A 19,854-nucleotide genomic window follows, 5' to 3' on the forward strand; every position below is an offset into this window, starting at 1 on the left:
CCCCGTATGAGCGACGCAGCCGAGCGCAGCCAGCCCGACCGGGACGCCCCCGGCCGCCGGACGCCCGTCCCCCACCACTGGTACGACGACGACGCGGGCCCGGTCGTCCGCCCGTACGCGATGACCCGGGGCCGGACGAGCGCCGCCGGCCGCCACCGGCTCGACCTCATCGCCGTGGTGGTCCCCGAACCCGCCGCCGACGACCCCGGACGCGACCAGTCGCTCTCCCCGGAACACGTGGAGATCGTCGAACGCTGTTCCGAGCAGCCCCAGTCCATCGCCGAGCTCGCCGCCGGACTCGACCTCCCCGTCGGGGTGGTCCGCGTCCTGGTCGGCGACCTCGTCGACGAGGAACTCGTACACGTGACCCGTCCCGTTCCGCCGGCCCAGCTGCCGGACGTGAGCATCCTCCGCGAGGTGATCAATGGCCTTCGGGCGCTCTAGCCGCAAGAAGCCCCCCGTCGAGCCGGTGACCCTGAAGATCCTGGTGGCGGGCGGTTTCGGAGTCGGCAAGACGACGCTGGTCGGCACGGTCAGCGAGATCCGGCCGCTGCGGACCGAGGAGGTCCTCACCGAGGCAGGCCGTCCCGTGGACGACCTGCACGGCGTCGAGGCCAAGACGACCACCACGGTCGCCATGGACTTCGGCCGGATCACCCTCCGAGAGGACCTCGTCCTGTACCTGTTCGGCACCCCCGGACAGGACCGCTTCTGGTTCCTCTGGGACGAGCTGGCGCAGGGGGCGCTCGGCGCGATCGTCCTCGCCGACACCCGCCGCCTGGAGGACAGCTTCGCCGCCATCGACTACTTCGAACGGCGCGGCATCCCCTTCACGGTGGCCGTCAACTGCTTCGAGGGCTCCCGCCGCTACCCGACGGAGACGGTACGGGCGGCGCTCGACCTCGACCCCGAGGTCGAGCTGGTGATGTGCGACGCCCGCGACCGCGAGTCGGTCAAGAGCGTCCTCGTCGCCGTCGTCGAGCACGCCCTCGTCCTCGCCGACCGGGCCCACGCGCACGTGGCGACCTGATAGGTACGGACCCGGCCGCCACGCGCGCGTGGCGGCCGGGCCCGCGTGGTCTCAGCGGACCGCCACCACCGCCGACCCGTGCCCGAACAGGCCCTGGTTGGCGGTGATCCCGGCCCGCGCCCCCGGCACCTGCCGGTCGCCGGCCGCGCCCCGCAGCTGCCAGGTCAGCTCGCAGACCTGGGCGATCGCCTGCGCGGGCACGGCCTCACCGAAGGAGGCGAGACCGCCACTGGTGTTCACCGGCAGCGCCCCGCCCAGCCGGGTCACCCCGTCCCTGAGCAGCTTGGCGCCCTCCCCGGGCCCGCACAGGCCGATGTCCTCGTACCACTCCAGCTCCAGGGCCGTGGACAGGTCGTACACCTCCGCCAGCGACAGGTCCTCGGGCCCGAGCCCCGCCTCCTCGTACGCCGCCCGCGCGATCGAGGCGCGGAAGGTGTGCGGCGACGGCGCGAGCGCGGCGGTCGAGTCGGTCGCGATGTCGGGCAGGTCCAGCACCGCCTTGGGATAGGTGGGGGAGACCGTCGACACCGCCCGGATCCGCACCGGATCCGGATGCCCGTGCCGGCGCGCGAACTCCATGCTCGACAGCACCAGCGCGGCGCCGCCGTCCGAGGTGGCGCAGATGTCGAGCAGCCGCAGCGGATCGGCGACCACCGCCGAGGCGGCGACCTCCTCGGCCGTCACCGTCTTCCGGTAGCGGGCCAGCGGGTTGAGCGCCCCGGCCGCCGCGTTCTTCACCTTGACCTGGGCGAAGTCCTCCGCCGTGTCCCCGTACAGGGCCATCCGGCGGCGGGCGTAGAGCGCGAAGTACGCCGGATTGGTCGCCCCCAGCACCCGGAACCGCAGCCAGTCGGGATCGTCGGGCCGCTCCCCGCCGGCCGGCGCGAGGAAGCCCTTGGGGGTGGAGTCGGCGCCGACGACGAGCACCGCGTCCGCGAGCCCGGCCAGGATCTGCGCCCGGGCCGCGCCGATGGCCTGGGCGCCCGAGGCGCAGGCCGCGTACACACTGCTCACCCGCGCTCCCTGCCAGCCGAGGGCCTGCGCGAACGTCGCCCCGGCCACGTACCCCGGGTAGCCGCACCGCATGGTGTCCGCCCCGACGATGGATCCGATGTCCCGCCAGTCCACGCCCGCGTCGGCGAGGGCGGTGCGGGCGGCGGCGGTCCCGTAGGAGACGAAGCTCCGCCCCCACTTGCCCCAGGGGTGCATCCCGGCCCCGATGATGGCGATGTCGTTCACGCGCGCTCCTCCGTCGTCCCCACGGGCCGCCACCGCCAGGTGGTCCACACGTGCTCGGCGTCCTCGTTCAGGACCCCGGGCACGACCTCGACCTCCATGCCCACCGCGAGGTCCGCCGTCCGCACGCCGGGCGCGGCCTGCCCGAGCACCACCATCCCCTCGGCCGCGAGCTCGACCGCGACGAGCGTGTACGGCTCCCAGGGCGCGTCCGGGTCGGAGACGTACGGGGCGGGCGGCCGGTACCGCCCGTCGGTGTACGACCAGACCCTGCCGCGCGGCGAGAGCGGCGTCTCGGCGAGCGAGCCGCCGCCCGGGCAGGCCGGGTTGCGGCAGGCGTCGTCCTCACGCGGGAAGAACACCGCCGCGCAGGCCGAGCAGCGGGTGCCGAGGAGCCGGAACCCGCCGTCCGGGACGGTGTCGTCGGTGAACCAGCCGGCCACCACCGGCCTGCGCGTCCGTGTCATCTCCGGCCCCTCCCGCCGATCTGACGAAACGTCAGAAACGTGATGGTGCCGAGTCTGGCACGGGCTCCCCGGAGGCGGAAGACATCAGTGCCCGGCCACCGACCTGCGCGCCACCGGGAAGTCGAAGAACGTCGAGGGGAACGGCTCCGGCCTGAACGTGAAGTGCCACCACTCCTCCGGCAGGTTCACGAACCCCTCCGCCGCCAGCACGCCCTTCAACAGCTGCCGGTTGGCCCGCTGAGCCCCCGTGATCCGCGCATCGTCGGTGTGCGAGAGCGTGTCGAAGCAGTCGTACCCGGTCCCCATGTCGACCGAGCTGTCCGGGAACCGCTCCTCCCGAGGCCCGGTGCACGACGTCAGCTCCTCGCCCGGCACGTACGCGCGCGTGCGTGCCGCCGGCAGCCGTACGACCGTGAGGTCCACCGTCGACCCCCGGCTGTGCCCGGACTTCTCCGCGATGTACCCGTCCGCGAACAACCGCTCCTTCGCCACCAGCGGATAGAACTCGGCCTTCATCCGCTCGTCCGCCAGATCCCGCGCCCAGCGCACGAAGTGGTCCACCGCCCGCTGCGGCCGGTAGCAGTCGTACACCTTCAGGGTGTAGCCCCGGGCCAGCAGCCGCCGCTGCGCCCGGTGCAGCGCCTCGGCCGCCGGCCGGGTCAGCACGCACAGCGGCTGCCGGTAGCCGTCGATCGGCTCGCCCACGAAGTTGTGCGGCGTGGTGTACCGCATCTCCTGAAGGATCGTCCGGTCCACCGAGTCCAGCGCCACGAACTCCCGTGGCGCCTTCGGCTCGGGCACGGCGACGGCGGGGGAGGCGGCGCTGCCCGCGAACGCGAGCAGCGCGGCGGCGCCGGTGACGGCGAGGGTACGGAAAGCGGAGGCAAGTCCAGTCATGCGCACCGGGTCTACCAGTTCCGCCCCCGCCGGGAAACCCCCGTCGCGTACGGTCCCCCCGTGACCGACACCGCGCCCGCCTCCCCCGTCCTCCACTCCCACTGCTCGGCCTGCGGAGCCCCCTACCCGGCCGGCACCGCCGCCTGGCCCCGGAAGTGCCCCGCCTGCGCCACCACCGCCTACCGCAACCCGCTCCCCGTCGCCGTGGCCCTCCTCCCCGTCACCTCCGCCCACGGCACCGGCCTGCTCGCCATCACGCGCGCGATCCACCCGGGCCACGGCGGCACCGCCCTCCCCGGCGGCTTCATCGACCACGGCGAGGACTGGCGCACCGCCGTCGTCCGCGAACTCCGGGAGGAGACCGGTCTGGACGCCGACCCCGGCGCCGTCCGCCTCGCCGACGCACTCAGCTCGGGAGAGCACCTGCTGGTCTTCGGCCTCCTCCCGCCCGTCCCGGAGGACGCGCTCCCCGCCTTCGTCCCGACCCCGGAGACCTCCGCCCGCCTCGTCCTGCCGGAACCGCGCGCACTGGTCTTCCCGCTGCACACGGAGGCCACGAGGAAGTGGTTCGCCGGCGCGTACGGCTGACCTTTCAGGTGCCGTCGCTCAGTCCCACCAGAAGGTCCATACGTCGGCGCCCACCAGCCGCTCGGCGTAGGCGGCGAGGTTCTGGGGGCGCGGCCCCTGCCACACGTTGTCCGGGCAGAACGCGAAGTGCTCGGCGGCGACGGGCAGCGCCTCCTCCAGTGTGGCCGGGGGAGCGGCCACGGAGAGCCGCAGCGTGGCGAACCCGACGGCGAACACCCGCGCCCCGAAGCGGCGTTCCCAGTCGGCCACGACGGCGGCGATCCGCGCGGTGTCGTTCTCGTGGTTGGCCGGCCCCGACCAGCCCACGGCGGCCAGCGCCTCCGCCCCGGAGGCGGCCTCGACCAGCCCCAACCGCGCCTCGGTCCCGAACGACAGGAGCACCTCCGCGTGCTCGGCGGCGAGCCGGTCCGGATCCTCCGCCGCCTCCCGCCCCGGCGCGAGCCCGGGCCACACCGCGCCGTAGGGCGCGGTGACGGCGAGCCGCCGCTCGGGGGAGAGGGGGTCGTCGTCCTCGTCCACCGAGGTGGCGGTCCCCCACCAGCGGACGAGGGCCGCCTCGGGGTCGTGGTCGGCGGGGCGGGACATGTCCTCCGGATACAGCTCCCCCGACGCCCACGGCCGGAAGTCCTCGTCGTCCTCGTGCAGCGGTTCGAGCAGCAGCGGCCACAGACCGGTCCGCGCGTGCGCGGCCCGTATCCGCCCCCACGCCCCGAAGGGCGCGGGCCCGTCGCTCAACCACAACGGGTGTGTCCCGCCGTCCCCTTCGTCGGCCGTGATCAGGCGGCCGGGAGGAAGCTCGACGTCATCGCGCAGCAGGGATACAGGGTCCATGCCCCGGATGCTAGGCGCAGGGTCCGACACGCCGCCCCCCTCGCGGGCAGCCCACGCCCCACCGACCCCGCACGCCTCACAGACCGCTCACGCCCCGCCCGCCCCTCACCCCTCCCGCGCCCCGCCCGCCCCTCACACCCCCCGCACCCGCACCGGCAGGGCCGCCTCCACCGGCCCGTCCTCCGTCACCAGCTCCACCACGACCCGCCCGTCCACCAGCCGCGACTGGTACCGCTCGATCTCCGCCGGCTCCCAGCCGTCCCCGGTGTCACGCACGACGAGCCCGCCGCCCGTCCGCCCCGCGTCGGGGGCCCACACCTCCAGCGCGAGCCCCCCGTCCTCACCCCGCACCGGCACCACCGCCCCGGCCCGCGCCAGCACCGGCACGCGCGCGAGGGAGGCGTCGAGCAGCACCTGCCCGGGACCCTCGTACGCCTCGCCGGTCGCCGTGTCGTACCAGCGCCCGCGCGGCAGCCGCACCGCCCGCCGGTCCGCGCCCCGGTGCAGCACGGGCGCCACCAGCAGCGAGTCGCCCAGCAGGAAGGAGTCCTCGCACTCCCGCAGGGCCCGGTCCTCCGGCGTCCCCCACCACACCGGCCGCACATAGGGCGCGCCCGTCATCCGCGCGAGCCGCGACAGGGTCACGAAGTACGGGTGCAGCCGCTCCCGTTCGGCCAGCGCCACGCGCGCGTGCTCCAGCACCTCAGGGCCGAACTCCCACGGCTCCCGCCGCCCCGCGTCCAGCGCCGCGTGCGTCCGGAACAGCGGCAGCCAGGCACCCAGCTGGAACCAGCGCAGGAACAGCTCAGGCGACGGACTCCCGTCGAAACCGCCCACGTCCGGCCCCGAGTACGGCACCCCGCACAGGCCGAGGCCCAGCACCAGCGCGAGCGAGGCCCGCAGCCCCGGCCACCCGGTGGCCACGTCGCCGGACCAGGTGCCCCCGTACCGCTGCATCCCCGCCCACCCCGCGCGCGTGAACAGGAACGGCCGCTCCTCGGGACGCAGCCGCCTCAGCCCCTCGTAGCCCGCCCGGGCCATCAGGAGCCCGTACACGTTGTGCGCCTCCCGGTGGTCGCCGCCGCGCCCGTCCAGGTGGTGCCGGGCCGACCGGGGGAGCGTGGGGTCGCCGAACGGCGCGAACGACACCGGCTCGTTCATGTCGTGCCACACGCCCGAGAAGCCCTGCCGCAGCCGCTCCTCGTACAGACCGCCCCACCACTCCCGTACCGCAGGATCCGTGAAGTCCGGGAAGGCGCACTCCCCGGGCCACACCACCCCCCGCACCTCCTCGCCCCGCGCGTCCCGCACGAACGCCCCGGCGGCCCGCCCCTCCTCGTACAGCACGCTCCCCGGCTCTGCGGCGACCCCAGGGTCGACGATCGACACCAGCCGCACCCCCTGCCCCCGCAGCTCCTCCGCCAGCCCCGGCAGATCCGGGAACCGCTCCCGGTCCACCGTGAACACCCGGTGCCCGTCGTAGTGGTCGATGTCCAGATGGACCGCGGACAGCGGAAGCCCCCGCTCCCGGTACCCGGTGACCACCCGCCGCACCTCCGCCGCGCTGCCGAACCCCCAGCGCGCGTGCTGCGGCCCCAGCGCCCACGCCGGCGGCAGCGCGGGCGCCCCGGTCAGCGCCGCCCAGTTGTGCAGCACGCGCGCGGGGGTCCCGACGACGACCCAGCACCGCAGCGGCCCGCCCTCCATCCGCACCTCGCTGGTGCCCGGCCGGTCGTGCCCCGACCCGGCCCCCTCCTCACCCTCCGCGAGCGTCACCCGCCCGTCCCACGCGTTGTCGTGGAAGGCCAGGTGCGTCCCCGCGTCCGCGACCACGAACTGCACCGGCATCGTGATGTACAGCGGATCGTCGCCCGGCCCGAACCGCCCCTTGGGATCCGTGTTCCACAGCCGGTACGAGCCGTCCCGCAGCCGCGGCCCCGCCGACCGCCCGCCCAGCCCGAAGAACCGCGCGTCCGCCGGCACCTCGGCCCGCTGCGCCCACCGCGACGGGCCCCCGCCCACCGGCTCCCACCAGCGCGGCGGCAGATCCCGCCGCAGCATCACCCCGCCGGGCGTACGGATCTCCACCGCGCCGTGCCGCGAGACCGCCACCGTCACCCGCTCCGACACCACCCGCCAGCCGCCGTCCGTGTCGGGCTCCAGGACCGCCCGGGGATCCGGCTCGGGCGCCGCGCCCGCCAGCGCGTACGAGGGCTCGGGCCCCGCCCCGTCCCACCCCCAGAACACCGTCCCGCCCGCCGACACGCACACCCTCAGCTCCGACCGGGCGAACCGCACGGTCCCCCCGCCCGGCAGCGGATCCGCGCCCTCCGCGAGCCCCGGCACCCGGGCCCGCTCCGCCCCCCGAGGCGGCAGCCCCGACGCGTCCGCCCGCCGCTGCCGCCACGCCGCCCGTACCGTCCTCAGCCCCCGCACCGAACCGAACACCCTCACCGAACGCACCAGATCACGACCGTCCATGGAGGTCACACTGCCACCCACCAGCGGCGATACGAGCCTCGTTCAACTGCCGTTCACCCGTGGCGGGAGCACATGTTCAACTCGCCGACCATGTGCGGGCGGCCCTGGTGCGAAAGCCGCTCCCATGGCATCGTCCTGTCAGCCGCGTCACGCGCACACCCCCGCACGTGCGCGCGACACACGCCGACCCGCGTACAGCCAGGGAGCCACCCGATGACAACTGCGCCGACCGAGCCGACCGAGCCGCTCTGGCAGCCGGACGAGGAGCGCATCGCCCACGCCGCCGTCACCCGCTTCCAGGCGTGGGCCGCCGAGCACCACGGCGCCCCCGCCGACGGCGGGTACCCGGCGCTGCACCGCTGGTCCGTCGAGGAGCTGGAGACCTTCTGGGCGGCCGTCGCCGAGTGGTTCGACGTCCGCTTCTCCACCCCCTACGCGCGCGTGCTCGGCGACCGCTCGATGCCGGGCGCCGACTGGTTCCCCGGCGCCACCCTCAACTACGCCGAGCACGCCCTGCGCGCCGCCGACGACCGCCCCCACGACACGGCCCTCCTCCACGTGGACGAGACCCACGAGCCAGTGCCGGTCACCTGGGCCGAACTCCGCCGCCAGGTCGGCTCGCTCGCGGCCGAACTGCGCGCCCTCGGCGTCCGCCCCGGCGACCGCGTCAGCGGCTACCTCCCGAACGTCCCCCAGGCCGTCGTCGCCCTGCTCGCCACCGCCGCCGTCGGCGCCGTCTGGACCTCCTGCGCCCCCGACTTCGGCGCCCGCTCCGTCCTCGACCGCTTCCAGCAGGTCGAGCCGGTCGTCCTCTTCACCGTCGACGGCTACCGCTACGGCGGTAAGGAGCACGACCGCCGCGACACCGTCGCCGAGCTGCGCGCCGAGCTCCCCACCCTCCGCGCCGTCGTCCACATCCCGCTCCTCGGCACCCCGGCCCCCGAGGGCGCCCTCGACTGGTCCGCCCTCGTCGCCGCCGACGTGGAACCCGTCTTCGAGCCGGTGCCGTTCGCGCACCCCCTGTGGGTCCTGTACTCCTCCGGCACCACCGGCCTGCCGAAGGCGATCGTCCAGTCCCAGGGCGGCATCCTCGTCGAGCACCTCAAGCAGCTGGGCCTCCACTGCGACCTGGGCCCCGAGGACGTCTTCTTCTGGTACACCTCCACCGGCTGGATGATGTGGAACTTCCTCGTCTCCGGCCTCCTCACGGGCACCACCGTCGTCCTGTACGACGGCAGCCCCGGCTACCCGGACACCGGCGCCCAGTGGCGCATCGCCGAACGCACCGGCGCCACCCTGTACGGCACCTCCGCCGCCTACGTGATGGCCTGCGCCAAGGCCGACGTCCACCCCGGCCGCGACTTCGACCTCTCCGCGGTCACGTGCGTCGCCACCACCGGCTCCCCGCTGCCGCCCGACGGCTTCCGCTGGCTCCACGACGAGGTCCGCGAGGACCTGTGGATCGCCAGCGTCAGCGGCGGCACCGACGTCTGCTCCTGCTTCGCAGGAGCCGTCCCCACCCTCCCGGTGCACATCGGCGAGCTCCAGGCCGCCGGCCTCGGCACCGACCTCCAGTCCTGGGACCCCTCCGGCAAGCCCGTCATCGGCGAGGTCGGCGAACTCGTCGTCACCAACCCCATGCCGTCCATGCCGATCCACTTCTGGAACGACCCCGACGGCAGCCGCTACCGCGACAGCTACTTCGAGATGTTCCCCGGCGTCTGGCGCCACGGCGACTGGATCACGATCACCGACCACGGCTCGGTCGTCATCCACGGCCGCTCCGACTCCACCCTCAACCGCCAGGGCGTACGCATGGGAAGCGCCGATATCTACGAGGCGGTGGAGCGGCTCCCCGAGATCCGGGAATCCCTCGTCATCGGACTGGAGGAACCGGACGGCGGCTACTGGATGCCGCTCTTCGTCCACCTCGTCGAGGGCGCCACCCTCGACGACGACCTGATCGCCCGGATCAAGAGCACGATCCGCGCCGAACTGTCGCCGCGCCACGTCCCCGACGAGATCATCGAGGTCCCCGGCGTGCCGCACACCCTCACCGGCAAGCGCATCGAGGTCCCCGTCAAGCGACTCCTCCAGGGCACCCCCCTGGAGAAGGCCGTCAACGCGGGCTCGGTCGACAACCTCGACCTCCTGCGCTTCTACGAGTCCCTCGCGGCCGCCCGCCGCGCCTGACACGCCGAAGGGGCGCCCCACAGCGGGGCGCCCCTTCCTATGACGTACAGCCTCAGCCGGGCAGCTGCCCGGCCCGCGCCACCGCCGCCTTGGTGAGCACCGCCGTCTCGCTCAGCACCGTCCCGGCAGGCCCGGCCTCCGAGGCCGCCACGAGCACGGTCCGCTCCCCGAGGAACGCGGACGTCGACCGGTCGAAGACCCACTGGGTCCGCTCACCCCCGGCCGTACGGGCCACGGCCACGCCCTCCCGGCCCGCCGCGTCCCGCGCCGACGGCACCACCACGACACCCGGGATCCGCGCGGCCGCCTCGAACAGCGCCGCCGTCACCTCCGGCGGCGCCCAGGTCTCGGCCAGCAGCGTCCCGATCGCCGCGAACGCCCGCTGGTCCGCGTCCCCGCCCCCGGTACGGGTCTCCTCCCGCACCAGCCGCAACAGCGCCTCCGGCTCGGTCGGCAGCCCCGCGACGAACGCGTGCGTCGGAGCCTTCACGGACGGCCCCTCCGGCTCCAGGAACGTCTCGCGGGGCTCGGCGCCCCGGTGCTCCAGCTCGTACACGGGGAGTCGCGGCGCCAGCTCGGTGTCCCCGGCCCCCTCCTCCCGCAGCAGCCCGGCCCGGCTCCCGTCGGCCGACAGCCACACCTGCCGACGATGTACGGGTTCCACCACGGCGGCCCCGCCGCCCGCCGGAACCCCGGCCCGGGACACCAAGCTCTCCACGTACACGAACTCCTCCGGCCGCGCGTCCGGCGCGGGCGCGGAAGCGGCGGCGAGCGCGGCCCGGGACAGCACCGCGGCCGCCCCCTCCGCCCGCACCGCGGGACGCGGGTCACGCGGGTCCGGCGGTGCGGCGACCAGCACAGCCCCCGCCGCGATGCCACACACCACGGCCGGCACGGCGAACCGCACCGCCCTCCGCGTCCACCACACCGCCGCCGGACGCGAGGGCCGCGCCGAGGCGAGCAGCTCCCGCCGCAGCTCCCGCTGCCGCTCGGCCGCGAACTCCGGCACGGCGGGCGGGGGCAGCAACTCCGTCAGCTCGGCGCGCAGCGCGTCCTGAGGGCGAGGATCGATGTCGTTCATGCCGGCTTCTCCGGGGAGTTTCGGGGGACGAGGACGGTACGGCCCGCAGGCACGGGCAGGGAAGCGCCAGGACGACGCGAAGAGCCGGACGCGGAACCGGACGCACGGCCTTCCGTACGCCGCCCGGAGCGCAGCTCGGCCTCGGCGAGCGCCCGCAGCCTCTCCCGGGCCCGCGAGAGCCGGGACCGCACGGTGCCGACGGGAATGCCCAACGCCTCGCCCGCCGTCGCGTAGTCGAGACCTGCCCACACGACAAGCCCGAAGACCTCCCGCTCCCGGCGCCTGAGCCGCCCGAGGGCCACCCGCGCGGCCCGCAGCCGCTCCTCGTCGGCCAGCCGGGAGGCCACCGCGTCACTGAAGTCCGGCAACACCCCCCGGTCCGGCATCCGCGCCAACGCCGCGTCCCGCCGCCGCGCCTCCCGCGCCGCCCCGCGCATCACATTGGTAGCGATGCCCAACAGCCACGGCCGCAGACTCCCACCCTCTGCATGAACCTTGCCCCGGCACCGCCACGCCTCCAGAAAGGTCGCGGACACGACATCCTCAGCCGCGGCCCGGTCACCGCACACCCGATACGCGTACTGGAACAGCACCCGCGCATGCTCGTCGTACGCCTCACCGAGCGCCGAGGAATCCCCGCCCCGGAAACGTTCTCTCATCTCTGCTTCCACACCAGGTACTGACCCCCGGTTCACCCGAGTTCCCGTGACCCGCGCCACACACCCCCGCGCCACTCGCCGCCGCCTGTGGCCCAGGTCACGGGAACTCCGCCCGCTCCAGGCCCAGTTCCCTGCATGAACGCAAAATCGACTGGATCCAACATCCGATCTCTTGGATCCACGATCCAGAACACCGGATCCGACCTCCAGAACACCGGATCCAGGATCCAAAACAATGGATCCAACATCCAGGACAACGGATCCAAGATCCACGACAACGGATCCAGGATCCGACCCACCCACCGACCGCCCCTCCGCCCCACCCTCCGCACCCTCGCCCTCACCGCCGCCCTCACCGCCACGGCCTTCACTGCCCCACCCACCGCCCTGGCCTCCACCACCACAATCCACGCCCAGACGGTCACCCTCACCATCCGCCACCTCGACCGCGCCGGCGCCCCCGCCTCCGCCTACACCACCCACGTCACCGGCGTCTCCGGCCCCGGCGCGGCCGTCGAGGAGAGCCCCCACGACCCCTCCGGCACCGTCACGCTCCGTCTGCCCAAGGGTCGTTACCTCCTCGACTCGAACGTGGAGGGGGCGAGCGAGGGCGCCGGCACGGACTGGATCGTGCAGCCACGCCTGGACCTCGATCACGACACGACCGTCACCGTCGACGCCCGCACCACCGCCCCGGTGGACGTCCGCCCGCCCGAGGCGGCCGCCCGGCCCCGCCACGCCCTCTCGTACGTCGAGGTCAGTCACGGTGGAGCGACCCGCTCCGCGAACCTGATCTCCTCGGCGGCCGGTCTCCGCGTGGCCCACCTGGGCCCCGCCGCCGAGCCCGGCAGCGTCAAGGCGTGGGTCGACAGCTTCTGGAGCGGAGAGCGGGCCGACTACGGCCTCGGTTACCGCTTCGCCTCCGACCGCGCCCTCACCGGCCTCGTGCGCAAGCCCGCCCCCGCCGACCTGGCCACCCTCAAGGTCCGCGCGGCCGACCGGGACGGCACCGGCGGCAACGGCGTCGTCGCCCTCCAGCCCGCCGAGGGCACCAGCGCCGGCCTCACGACCCAGGTCGCCCGCCCGGGCGCAGCGACCTTCCTCGTGACCCCCGAACGCGGCCGCTGGGAGCTCGCCTACACCACCCCCGGCACCCCGGGCACGCCCCCCAACCGGTACGAGGAGCGGGGCGTCCCGGCCCGCGCCGGGGCGACCACCACCCACACCTTCGACAACGGCGTCCTCGGCCCGGCCGTCGACCGGGGCCCCAGCACGCCGCCCGCCGGTGTCCGCGACGGCGACCGGCTCGCCCTCGACCTGCCGCTGCTCGCCGACGGCGACGGCCACGCCCCCACCGCGCCGTCCTTCCGCTCGGCCGCCACCACCCTCCACCGCGACGGCGTCCTCGTCGGCACCCACCGGGGCGACCCGGGCCGCGGCTCCTTCACGCTCACCGCCCCCGACCGGGCCCGCTACCGGCTCACCGCCACCGCCCTCCACGGCACCGGCACGCGCGCGGGACGCACCACCGCCGTCTGGACCTTCGCCTCCGCCGCGACCACCACCCCGACCGCGCTCCCGCTGAGCGTCGTCCGCTTCACCCCGCCGCTCGACCTCGACGGCACCGCCCCCGCCGGCACCGAACTCCGCGTCCCGGTCACCGTCCAGGGCCCCGCCGCCGACAAGGGCCCGCGCTCCCTCCGCGTCCGCGTCTCCACCGACGGCGGCACCACCTGGACCGACGCTCCGGTCGTGGCCGGCTCCGTCGTCGTCCGCAACCCCGCCGCCGGCGGCACGGTCTCGTTCCGGGCCACCCTCACCGACGCCGAGGGCAACACCCTCGACCAGACGCTCGGCAACGCCTACCGCACCCGCTGACCACCCCCCCCCACGCGCGCGTGAGCCCGCCGCCCCGGCCGATCCCGGCCCGGGTGGCGGGCTAAACCCGTTCTCAAAAACCCCGTTCTCAACCCCCGTACGTCGCCTGCGCGTCCCCGAGCACGCGCGCGAAGTCCGCCGCCAGCCGCTCCGCCTCCTCCGGCACGAGCATGGAGGCGGTGATCCGTACGGCGGGCGGCGCGTCGATCCGGAACCGGGCACCCGCCGCCACCCACCACCCGTGCGTCCGCAGCCCGTTGACCACCGCCGACTCGTCCCGCACCGGCACCCACACGTTCAGCCCCTCGGCACCGACCGCGCGGATGCCGCGCGCGCCCAGCGCGTCGATCAGGGCCCGCCGCCGCTCGGCGTACGCGGCCTCCCCGCGCGCCACGAGCCGCGCCACCCCGGGATCGGAGAACAGCCCGACGACGGTCTCCTGGAGCACATGGCTGACCCAGCCGGAGGTCAGCAGCATCCGGCCGTCGTGCCGGGCGAGCGTCACCGCGTCACCGGTCAGCCCGGCCCACCGCAGGTCCACGCCCAGCCGCTTCGACACCGTGCGCACCTGCGCCCACCGGGCCGGCGCCAGCGCGCCCACGGTCGTCACCGGGGGAGCATCGAGCTCGGCGAGGTAGTCGTCCTCGATCACCAGGACCTCGGGGAACTCCCGGAACAGCGCGCCCAGTTCGTCCCGCCGTGCGACCGTGAGCGAGGCCCCGGTCGGGCACTGTGCGCGCGGGCTGAAGACGACCGCCCGCACCCCGGCCCGCAGCGCCGCCCGCACCGCGTCCGGCGTGATCCCCTCGCCGTCCACGGCCACCGGCACCATCCGCAGCCCCAACGCGGGCACCAGGTCGAGCAGGTGATGGAAGCCCGGATCCTCGACGGCCACGGAGTCCCCGGGCCGCAGCTCCACCGAGAGGAGCCGGGCGACGCAGTCGAGCGCCCCGTGCGCGAACGTCACCCGCTCCGCGGGCACCCCGTCTCGCCGGAACCACGCGCGCGTGAGCTCTTCCAGGGCCGCGAGCCGCGGCGCGGCCCGGTGCGAGCCGTAGACAGGCCGCACCTCGCCCGGCGGGTGGAGCACCGGCAGGAAGGCGGGATCGGGCAGGCCGCTCGCCAGGTCCGTCAGTCCCTCCGGCATCCGGGGAGGGCGCCGGGACGCCTCCGAGGGCGCCTCCGCCACGACCGTGCCGCCCCGGCCGCGGGTCACCACGAGCCCGCGCCCGCGCAGCTCCTTGTAGGCGGTCGCCACCGTGCCCGGACTGACCCCCAGGTCGTCCGCGAGTTTCCGTACGGGAGGCAGCGCGTCGCCCGGCGCGAGTTCGCCCTCGGTCACGCCCCGTTCGACGGACGCGGCAATCTCCTTGGCCGTCGCCCCATGAACCGCATATTGTGTTGCCACGTTCTGAATTATGTATCAATACATAACCGTCGTCAAGGGGAACCCGTGAGCCACCCGAAGTCATGGCACCGCACCGCACTCGAACGCGTCCCGGGGGGCCGCGACGGCCGCCGCATGCTCGTCGTCAGCATCATCGACAAGACGGGTACCGGCCTCTGGGCCGGCTGCACCGCCCTCTACTTCACCTATGTCTCCGGAATGAGCCTCGCCCAGGTCGGCCTGCTCATGACGGTCTCCGGCGGCGTCGGCATAGCCGGAGCCCCGCTCGCCGGAATCCTCGCCGACCGCTTCCCCCTCGTCCGGGTCATCGCGGCCACCCAGCTCATGCGCGGCGTCGCCCTCCTCGCCCTCCTCACCACCGACCACTTCCTCCTCCTCGCCCTCTACTCCGCCCTCGGAGCCCTCCCCGACCGCGCCGGCAGCGTCCTCATCAAGCTGTACGCCGCCCGCCAGGCGGGCGCCGACCGAGTCCGCTACCAGGCCATCCAGCGGACCACCGTCAACATCGGCTGGTCCATCGGCGGCCTCGGCGCCGCCGCCGCCCTCGCCACCGGCTCCACCCAGGCGTACACCTGGCTCCTGGTCGGCAACGTCCTCACCTACCTCGCCGTCGCCGCCCTCACCCTGCGCTGCGCCGAGCCCCCAGCCCCGTCCCGTACCGTCGCCACCTCGGACGACGCCCCCCGGGCCAAGCCCTCCAGCCCCTGGCGCGACCGCACCTTCCTCGGCTACACCGCCACCGACGCAGCCCTCTTCCTCGACGACACGATCCTCCAGGTGGCCGTCCCCCTCTGGATCGTCCACGCCACCGACGCCCCCGTCGGCCTCGCCCCGCTCCTCCTCGTCCTCAACACCGTCCTCGTCGTCCTCTTCCAGGTCCCCCTCGCCCGCTTCGGCGCCACCACCCGGGCCGCCCGCCGCCTCCTCGTCCCCCTCGGCGGCCTCTTCGCCGTCGGTACCCTCGCCCTCGCCGCCTCCGCCGCGGGCGGCCGCACCCTCGCCGTCACCGCCCTCGTCGTCGCCGTCGTCGCCCTCACCTTCGCCGAGATCCTCCACGCCACCTCCTCGTGGGAACTCTCCGTAGCCCTCGCCCCCGCCGAGGCCCAGGGCGCCTACCTCGGCGTCCACGGCCTCGCCCAGTCCACCCAGCGCTTCGCCGGCCCCCTCCTCGTCACCGGCGTCATGACCGCGGGACCCCTCGCCTGGCCCCTACTCGGCCTCGCGCTCATCGGCGCCGGCGCGACCCAGCACCGCCTCCTCCGCGACCGCCTCGCACAGCCCACCGAACCGTCACTGTCAGTGGCGAAGGTTACGGTGAGTGAGCACTGATCGCGATGATCAGACCGCCACATCCGAGGGGGAGCCATGACGACCACCACCACGACCCGCCTCCGCCGCGCCCTGCGCCGCGAGATCCCCAGCACCGTCGGACTCCTGGCCGACGAGCACGACTTCACCGCCATGCGCCGCTACCGCACCTTCGCCTTCGACGACCACCCCACCTACCTCAAGGAGGTCGAGGCCCTCCTCAAATCCCTCGCCCGCCAAGGCGCCCACACCACCGTCGCCCTCTTCGACCCCGACGAGTACGTCTCCTACTGCGCCGAGACCGGCCTCGACCCCGACCACCCCACCAGCCGGAGCCGCTTCACCGACCACCTGGCCACCACCGGCGCCCGCGTCACCTACACGGGCCAGCCCCTCACCGCCCTCCTCCCCGAACTCGTCGACACCGCCGTCCGCCGCGCCACCTGGGAGTACGCCACCACCGTCCTCGCCACCACGGGCGACTGCGCCGACTGCGGCCTGGACCTCGGCCGCGACGCCTTCGACCGCGCAACCCGCCTGCTCCTCGCCCTCCTCGACGGCGCGGGGGAGGGCACCCACCACCTCGTCTGTAGCGTCCCCGCCGCCGACGACCACCTGCTCGCCGTCCTCCACACCACCCGCGACGACCGCGGCACCAACCACCACGACCCCACCGCCGCCACCGAGTTCGCCGCCGTCCTCGCCGCCGGGATCGTCCTCGCCTCCCCCGGCGGCCTCGTCCTGCGCGCCATGCGCCCCGGACACCCCGACCGGCTCCACGGCTGGCGCCTCGCCGACGGCACCCTCGCCCCGCTCACCGAGGCCGAGGTCTTCGCCGCCTACTGCACCGACGCCCGCACCGGCGAACCCCTTCCCCCGGAGCACGGCGTCGACCACCGCGCCGGCTTCCCCCTCGCCCCCGACCCCCACGCCCACCGGCCCGGCCACCCCTGACCCCGGACACGACGGAGGGGCTCCCCGCCACCAGGTGACGGGAAGCCCCTCCGAACCACGCGTTACGACTCCGGGGTCACTCCCCGGACAGCACCGCCTGCGCGGCGAGCCGCGCCTCGTGCGCCGTGTCCGCGGCACGCGCCGCGGCCGCCGCGCGCTCGCACTGCGCGAGCGTGTACTTCGCCAGCGTCGCCCGCACGTACGGAATCGACGCCGCGCCCATCGACAGGGAGGTGACACCCAGACCGGTCAGCACACACGCGAGCAGCGGATCCGAGGCGGCCTCGCCACAGACACCACAGCTCTTGCCCTCGGCCTTGGCCGCCTCGGCGGACAGCGCCACCAGGTCGAGCAGCGCCGGCTGCCACGGGTCCTGGAGCCGGGACACCGCACCGACCTGACGGTCGGCGGCGAAGGTGTACTGGGCCAGGTCGTTCGTGCCCAGGGACAGGAACTCGACCTCCTGGAGGATCGAGCGGGCCCGGAGCGCGGCGGACGGAATCTCCACCATCGCGCCGAACTTCGCCCGGAGCCCGGCCTCGCGGCACGCGTCGGCGAACGCCTTCGCGTCCGTCCGGTCGGCCACCATGGGCGCCATGACCTCCAGGTACACGGGCAGGCCCTCGGATGCCTTGGCCAGCGCGGTCAGCTGCGTCCGCAGCACCTCCGGGTGGTCGAGCAGCGACCGCAGCCCCCGCACGCCCAGCGCCGGGTTCGGCTCGTCCACCGGCGTCAGGAAGTCGAGCGGCTTGTCGGCACCGGCGTCGAGCACCCGCACGACCACACGGCCCTCCGGGAACGCCTCCAGCACCTTCCGGTACGCCTCGATCTGCTTCTCCTCGGACGGAGCCTTCTTGCTGTCGTCCAGGAAGAGGAACTCCGTACGGAACAGACCGACGCCCTCGGCACCCGCCTCCACCGCGGCCGGCACGTCCGCCGGCCCGCCGACGTTGGCGAGCAGCGGCACCTTGTGCCCGTCCGAGGTGGCACCGGGACCGCTCGAAGCGGACAGCGCCGCCTTCCGCTCCTCGGCGGCCTTGGTCAGCGCCGCCTTCTTCTCCTCGCTCGGGTCCACGAAGATCTCGCCGGTGGAACCGTCCACCGCGATCTCCGTGCCCTCGGCCAGCTCACCGGCGCCGGGCAGCGCCACCACGGCCGGCACTCCCAGGGCACGCGCCAGGATGGCGCTGTGGCTGGTCGGCCCGCCCTCCTCGGTCACGAACCCGAGCACCAGCGCCGGGTCGAGCAGCGCCGTGTCCGCCGGCGCCAGGTCCCGGGCGATGAGCACGTACGGCTCGTCGCTGTCCGGAACACCGGGCATCGGCACACCGAGCAGCCGGGCGACGATGCGGTTCCGCACGTCGTCCAGGTCGGCGACCCGGCCCGCCATGTACTCCCCTGCACCCGCCAGCAGCTCGCGGTAGTGGGAGAAGGCGTCGTAGATACCGCGCTCGGCCGTGCTGCCGACCGCGATCCTGCGGTCGACGTCGGCGATCAGCTCGGGGTCCTGGGCGATCATCGCCTGGGCCTCCAGCACCGCCTGGGCCTCACCGCCGGCCAGGTTGCCGCGCGCGATCAGGTCCGCGGCCACGGCCTCGACCGCCTGGCGGGCGCGCCCCTGTTCGCGCTCCGCCTCCTCGGCGGGAATCTGCTTGGCGGGCGGCTCGAGAACCGCCGTACCCATGTGCCGCACCTGGCCGATCGCCACTCCGTGGCTGACCCCGACGCCTCGCAGCGTTGTCTCCATCTCACCCGTCTCCGATAGAGCGGTGGCCGTTGCCACCGCGTTGAATGTCGTACCCGCGGCCGTCCGGACGACGGACCGGACTCAGCTCCAGGCGAAGAGCTGGTCGCCGGCCTTCACATCGCCGTCCTCACGGACGTCGGAGAGCGAGTCGGCCGTGGCCTCCAGGGCCACGATGGGGCAGATGGGGGATTTGCCGGCGGCCTCGACCTCGGCGGGGTTCCACCGCACGACGGCCTGGCCGCGCGTCACGGTGTCCCCCTTGTTGACGAGGAGCTCGAAGCCCTCCCCGTTGAGCTGGACGGTGTCGATGCCGAGGTGCGTCAGCACCCCGTGTCCCTCGCTGTCCACGACGACGAAGGCGTGCGGGTGCATGGAGACGACGACCCCGTCGAGGGGAGAGACCGCCTCGTTCGGCTCACGTACGGGATCGATGGCGGTGCCGGGCCCGACCATGGCACCGGAGAAGACCGGGTCGGGAACGTTGGCGAGACCGATGGCGCGTCCAGCAAGTGGCGACGTCACGGTTGTCATGGGAAGCCTCCCAGGGGCGGAGATCGAGTGGCGCCGCCACACCTGTCCTGGGCGGCGCGTACTGTTCAGAAGCGTAAGTCATAAGAAGTCCCAGTTCCGCACGAGACGTACCAGTTGGCGGACCTAGGGACTACCGGAAACGATTTGCCTCTACTGACGGTGGGATGTACTGTCGTACTCCTGCCTGACCCCAACGCGGCTTTGAGTCGCGGTCGGCAGCACCGATCAAGCCAGATCCTAACCCCAGTGGTCTACACCTCTGCCTGTCCCGGTTCACCCGGTGAGCGCGGAGGGGTGGTCAGGGGGACGGAAAAAGCCTGGTAATGTTTGACCACGCCGGAAGGCCCCGAGGAAAACGAATTCGGGACCGGAAAGCGCCGAGGAAATCGGGTCGGAAAGATCTGATAGAGTCGGAAACGAAGAAAGCGCAGGAAGCGCCCGGAGGGCCTGGAAACAGGAACGAAGGAAGTGTCCGCACCTTGAGAACTCAACAGCGTGCCAAAAATCAACGCCAGATTAGTTGATACCCCGTCCAGCCGGTTTCGGTTGGTCGAGGTTCCTTTGA

18 protein-coding genes are annotated in these 19,854 nt (G+C 74.1%); 7 read left to right on the forward strand and 11 right to left on the reverse strand.

Annotated elements, in window-relative coordinates:
- The first annotated feature begins 6 nt into the window (after positions 1–6).
- Together ACFXMG_RS22180 and ACFXMG_RS22185 are read left to right on the forward strand one after the other, a co-directional pair.
- Positions 7–444: a DUF742 domain-containing protein gene (locus ACFXMG_RS22180; protein ID WP_383828767.1), complete on the forward strand. Its 438-nt coding sequence runs from the start codon at positions 7–9 to the stop codon at positions 442–444.
- Positions 425–1,030, forward strand: coding sequence for an ATP/GTP-binding protein (locus ACFXMG_RS22185; RefSeq protein WP_383828768.1), 606 nt, complete (start codon positions 425–427; stop codon positions 1,028–1,030). The genes ACFXMG_RS22180 and ACFXMG_RS22185 overlap by 20 nt, the downstream gene beginning before the upstream one ends.
- Before the next feature lie 51 nt (positions 1,031–1,081).
- Here the strand turns inward: ACFXMG_RS22185 and ACFXMG_RS22190 are convergent, their stop codons facing one another.
- The 3 genes from ACFXMG_RS22190 to ACFXMG_RS22200 all read right to left on the reverse strand — a co-directional run bounded on the left by ACFXMG_RS22190 (position 1,082) and on the right by ACFXMG_RS22200 (position 3,630).
- On the reverse strand, positions 1,082–2,269 hold the full coding sequence (locus ACFXMG_RS22190; protein ID WP_383828770.1) for a lipid-transfer protein: 1,188 nt from the start codon (positions 2,267–2,269) through the stop codon (positions 1,082–1,084).
- Positions 2,266–2,733 (reverse strand): Zn-ribbon domain-containing OB-fold protein, encoded by a 468-nt coding sequence (locus ACFXMG_RS22195; protein ID WP_383828772.1) that lies wholly within the window; start codon positions 2,731–2,733, stop codon positions 2,266–2,268. Before ACFXMG_RS22195 ends, ACFXMG_RS22190 begins: the two co-directional genes overlap by 4 nt.
- Before the next feature lie 84 nt (positions 2,734–2,817).
- Entirely contained in the window at positions 2,818–3,630 is an 813-nt protein-coding gene (locus tag ACFXMG_RS22200) for a M15 family metallopeptidase (RefSeq protein WP_383828774.1), read from the reverse strand.
- A gap of 60 nt (positions 3,631–3,690) precedes the next feature.
- On the opposite strand from ACFXMG_RS22200, the gene ACFXMG_RS22205 reads away from it, so the two are divergent.
- Positions 3,691–4,218, forward strand: a complete 528-nt coding sequence (locus ACFXMG_RS22205; protein WP_383828776.1) for an NUDIX domain-containing protein — start codon at positions 3,691–3,693, stop codon at positions 4,216–4,218.
- Positions 4,219–4,236: 18 nt separating this feature from the next.
- Here ACFXMG_RS22205 and ACFXMG_RS22210 read toward each other — a convergent pair whose 3' ends face one another.
- On the reverse strand, positions 4,237–5,049 hold the full coding sequence (locus tag ACFXMG_RS22210) for a DUF4253 domain-containing protein (RefSeq protein WP_383828778.1): 813 nt from the start codon (positions 5,047–5,049) through the stop codon (positions 4,237–4,239).
- 132 nt (positions 5,050–5,181) lie between these two features.
- A complete protein-coding gene (locus tag ACFXMG_RS22215; protein ID WP_383828780.1) occupies positions 5,182–7,530 on the reverse strand; it encodes a TIM-barrel domain-containing protein in 2,349 nt (782 codons plus the stop codon).
- 213 nt (positions 7,531–7,743) lie between these two features.
- On the opposite strand from ACFXMG_RS22215, the gene ACFXMG_RS22220 reads away from it, so the two are divergent.
- Entirely contained in the window at positions 7,744–9,723 is a 1,980-nt protein-coding gene (locus ACFXMG_RS22220) for an acetoacetate--CoA ligase (RefSeq protein ID WP_383828782.1), read from the forward strand.
- Positions 9,724–9,775: 52 nt separating this feature from the next.
- Here ACFXMG_RS22220 and ACFXMG_RS22225 read toward each other — a convergent pair whose 3' ends face one another.
- Together ACFXMG_RS22225 and ACFXMG_RS22230 are read right to left on the reverse strand one after the other, a co-directional pair.
- A complete protein-coding gene (locus ACFXMG_RS22225) occupies positions 9,776–10,804 on the reverse strand; it encodes a CU044_5270 family protein (RefSeq protein WP_383828784.1) in 1,029 nt (342 codons plus the stop codon).
- On the reverse strand, positions 10,801–11,463 hold the full coding sequence (locus ACFXMG_RS22230; protein WP_383828786.1) for an RNA polymerase sigma factor: 663 nt from the start codon (positions 11,461–11,463) through the stop codon (positions 10,801–10,803). The genes ACFXMG_RS22225 and ACFXMG_RS22230 overlap by 4 nt, the downstream gene beginning before the upstream one ends.
- Before the next feature lie 135 nt (positions 11,464–11,598).
- Here ACFXMG_RS22230 and ACFXMG_RS22235 point away from each other — a divergent pair, with 135 nt between their 5' ends.
- Positions 11,599–13,341 (forward strand): serine protease, encoded by a 1,743-nt coding sequence (locus ACFXMG_RS22235; RefSeq protein WP_383828788.1) that lies wholly within the window; start codon positions 11,599–11,601, stop codon positions 13,339–13,341.
- Between the two features lie 88 nt (positions 13,342–13,429).
- Here ACFXMG_RS22235 and ACFXMG_RS22240 read toward each other — a convergent pair whose 3' ends face one another.
- A complete protein-coding gene (locus tag ACFXMG_RS22240; protein WP_383828790.1) occupies positions 13,430–14,749 on the reverse strand; it encodes a GntR family transcriptional regulator in 1,320 nt (439 codons plus the stop codon).
- A 45-nt stretch (positions 14,750–14,794) separates the two neighbouring features.
- Here ACFXMG_RS22240 and ACFXMG_RS22245 point away from each other — a divergent pair, with 45 nt between their 5' ends.
- Positions 14,795–16,078, forward strand: coding sequence for an MFS transporter (locus ACFXMG_RS22245; protein ID WP_383828792.1), 1,284 nt, complete (start codon positions 14,795–14,797; stop codon positions 16,076–16,078).
- A 36-nt stretch (positions 16,079–16,114) separates the two neighbouring features.
- On the forward strand, positions 16,115–17,011 hold the full coding sequence (locus tag ACFXMG_RS22250) for a hypothetical protein (RefSeq protein ID WP_383828794.1): 897 nt from the start codon (positions 16,115–16,117) through the stop codon (positions 17,009–17,011).
- Between the two features lie 76 nt (positions 17,012–17,087).
- Here ACFXMG_RS22250 and ptsP read toward each other — a convergent pair whose 3' ends face one another.
- The 3 genes from ptsP to ACFXMG_RS22265 form a co-directional block, all read right to left on the reverse strand.
- Positions 17,088–18,758, reverse strand: coding sequence for a phosphoenolpyruvate--protein phosphotransferase (gene ptsP, locus ACFXMG_RS22255; protein WP_383828796.1), 1,671 nt, complete (start codon positions 18,756–18,758; stop codon positions 17,088–17,090).
- Between the two features lie 81 nt (positions 18,759–18,839).
- Complete coding sequence (locus ACFXMG_RS22260) at positions 18,840–19,289, reverse strand: PTS glucose transporter subunit IIA (RefSeq protein WP_383828798.1); 450 nt, start codon at positions 19,287–19,289, stop codon at positions 18,840–18,842.
- A gap of 251 nt (positions 19,290–19,540) precedes the next feature.
- Positions 19,541–19,854 (reverse strand): hypothetical protein (locus ACFXMG_RS22265; RefSeq protein WP_383828800.1); only part of this gene is annotated, 314 nt, incomplete at its 5' end.

It is taken from the genome of Streptomyces sp. NPDC059201 (genome assembly GCF_042754585.1).
Classification (GTDB): Bacteria; Actinomycetota; Actinomycetes; order Streptomycetales; family Streptomycetaceae; genus Streptomyces.

Excerpts from the sequence above, each read along its gene's own strand:
- ACFXMG_RS22200 (WP_383828774.1), bottom strand. The coding sequence starts at position 3,630 with ATGACTGGACTTGCCTCCGCTTTCCGTACCCTCGCCGTCACCGGCGCC.
- ACFXMG_RS22195 (WP_383828772.1), bottom strand. The coding sequence starts at position 2,733 with ATGACACGGACGCGCAGGCCGGTGGTGGCCGGCTGGTTCACCGACGAC.
- ACFXMG_RS22210 (WP_383828778.1), bottom strand. The coding sequence starts at position 5,049 with ATGGACCCTGTATCCCTGCTGCGCGATGACGTCGAGCTTCCTCCCGGC.
- ACFXMG_RS22180 (WP_383828767.1), top strand. The coding sequence starts at position 7 with ATGAGCGACGCAGCCGAGCGCAGCCAGCCCGACCGGGACGCCCCCGGC.
- ACFXMG_RS22260 (WP_383828798.1), bottom strand. The coding sequence starts at position 19,289 with ATGACAACCGTGACGTCGCCACTTGCTGGACGCGCCATCGGTCTCGCC.
- ACFXMG_RS22220 (WP_383828782.1), top strand. The coding sequence starts at position 7,744 with ATGACAACTGCGCCGACCGAGCCGACCGAGCCGCTCTGGCAGCCGGAC.
- ACFXMG_RS22235 (WP_383828788.1), top strand. The coding sequence starts at position 11,599 with ATGAACGCAAAATCGACTGGATCCAACATCCGATCTCTTGGATCCACG.
- ACFXMG_RS22185 (WP_383828768.1), top strand. The coding sequence starts at position 425 with ATGGCCTTCGGGCGCTCTAGCCGCAAGAAGCCCCCCGTCGAGCCGGTG.
- ACFXMG_RS22225 (WP_383828784.1), bottom strand. The coding sequence starts at position 10,804 with ATGAACGACATCGATCCTCGCCCTCAGGACGCGCTGCGCGCCGAGCTG.
- ACFXMG_RS22215 (WP_383828780.1), bottom strand. The coding sequence starts at position 7,530 with ATGGACGGTCGTGATCTGGTGCGTTCGGTGAGGGTGTTCGGTTCGGTG.
- ACFXMG_RS22230 (WP_383828786.1), bottom strand. The coding sequence starts at position 11,463 with ATGAGAGAACGTTTCCGGGGCGGGGATTCCTCGGCGCTCGGTGAGGCG.
- ptsP (WP_383828796.1), bottom strand. The coding sequence starts at position 18,758 with ATGGAGACAACGCTGCGAGGCGTCGGGGTCAGCCACGGAGTGGCGATC.
- ACFXMG_RS22250 (WP_383828794.1), top strand. The coding sequence starts at position 16,115 with ATGACGACCACCACCACGACCCGCCTCCGCCGCGCCCTGCGCCGCGAG.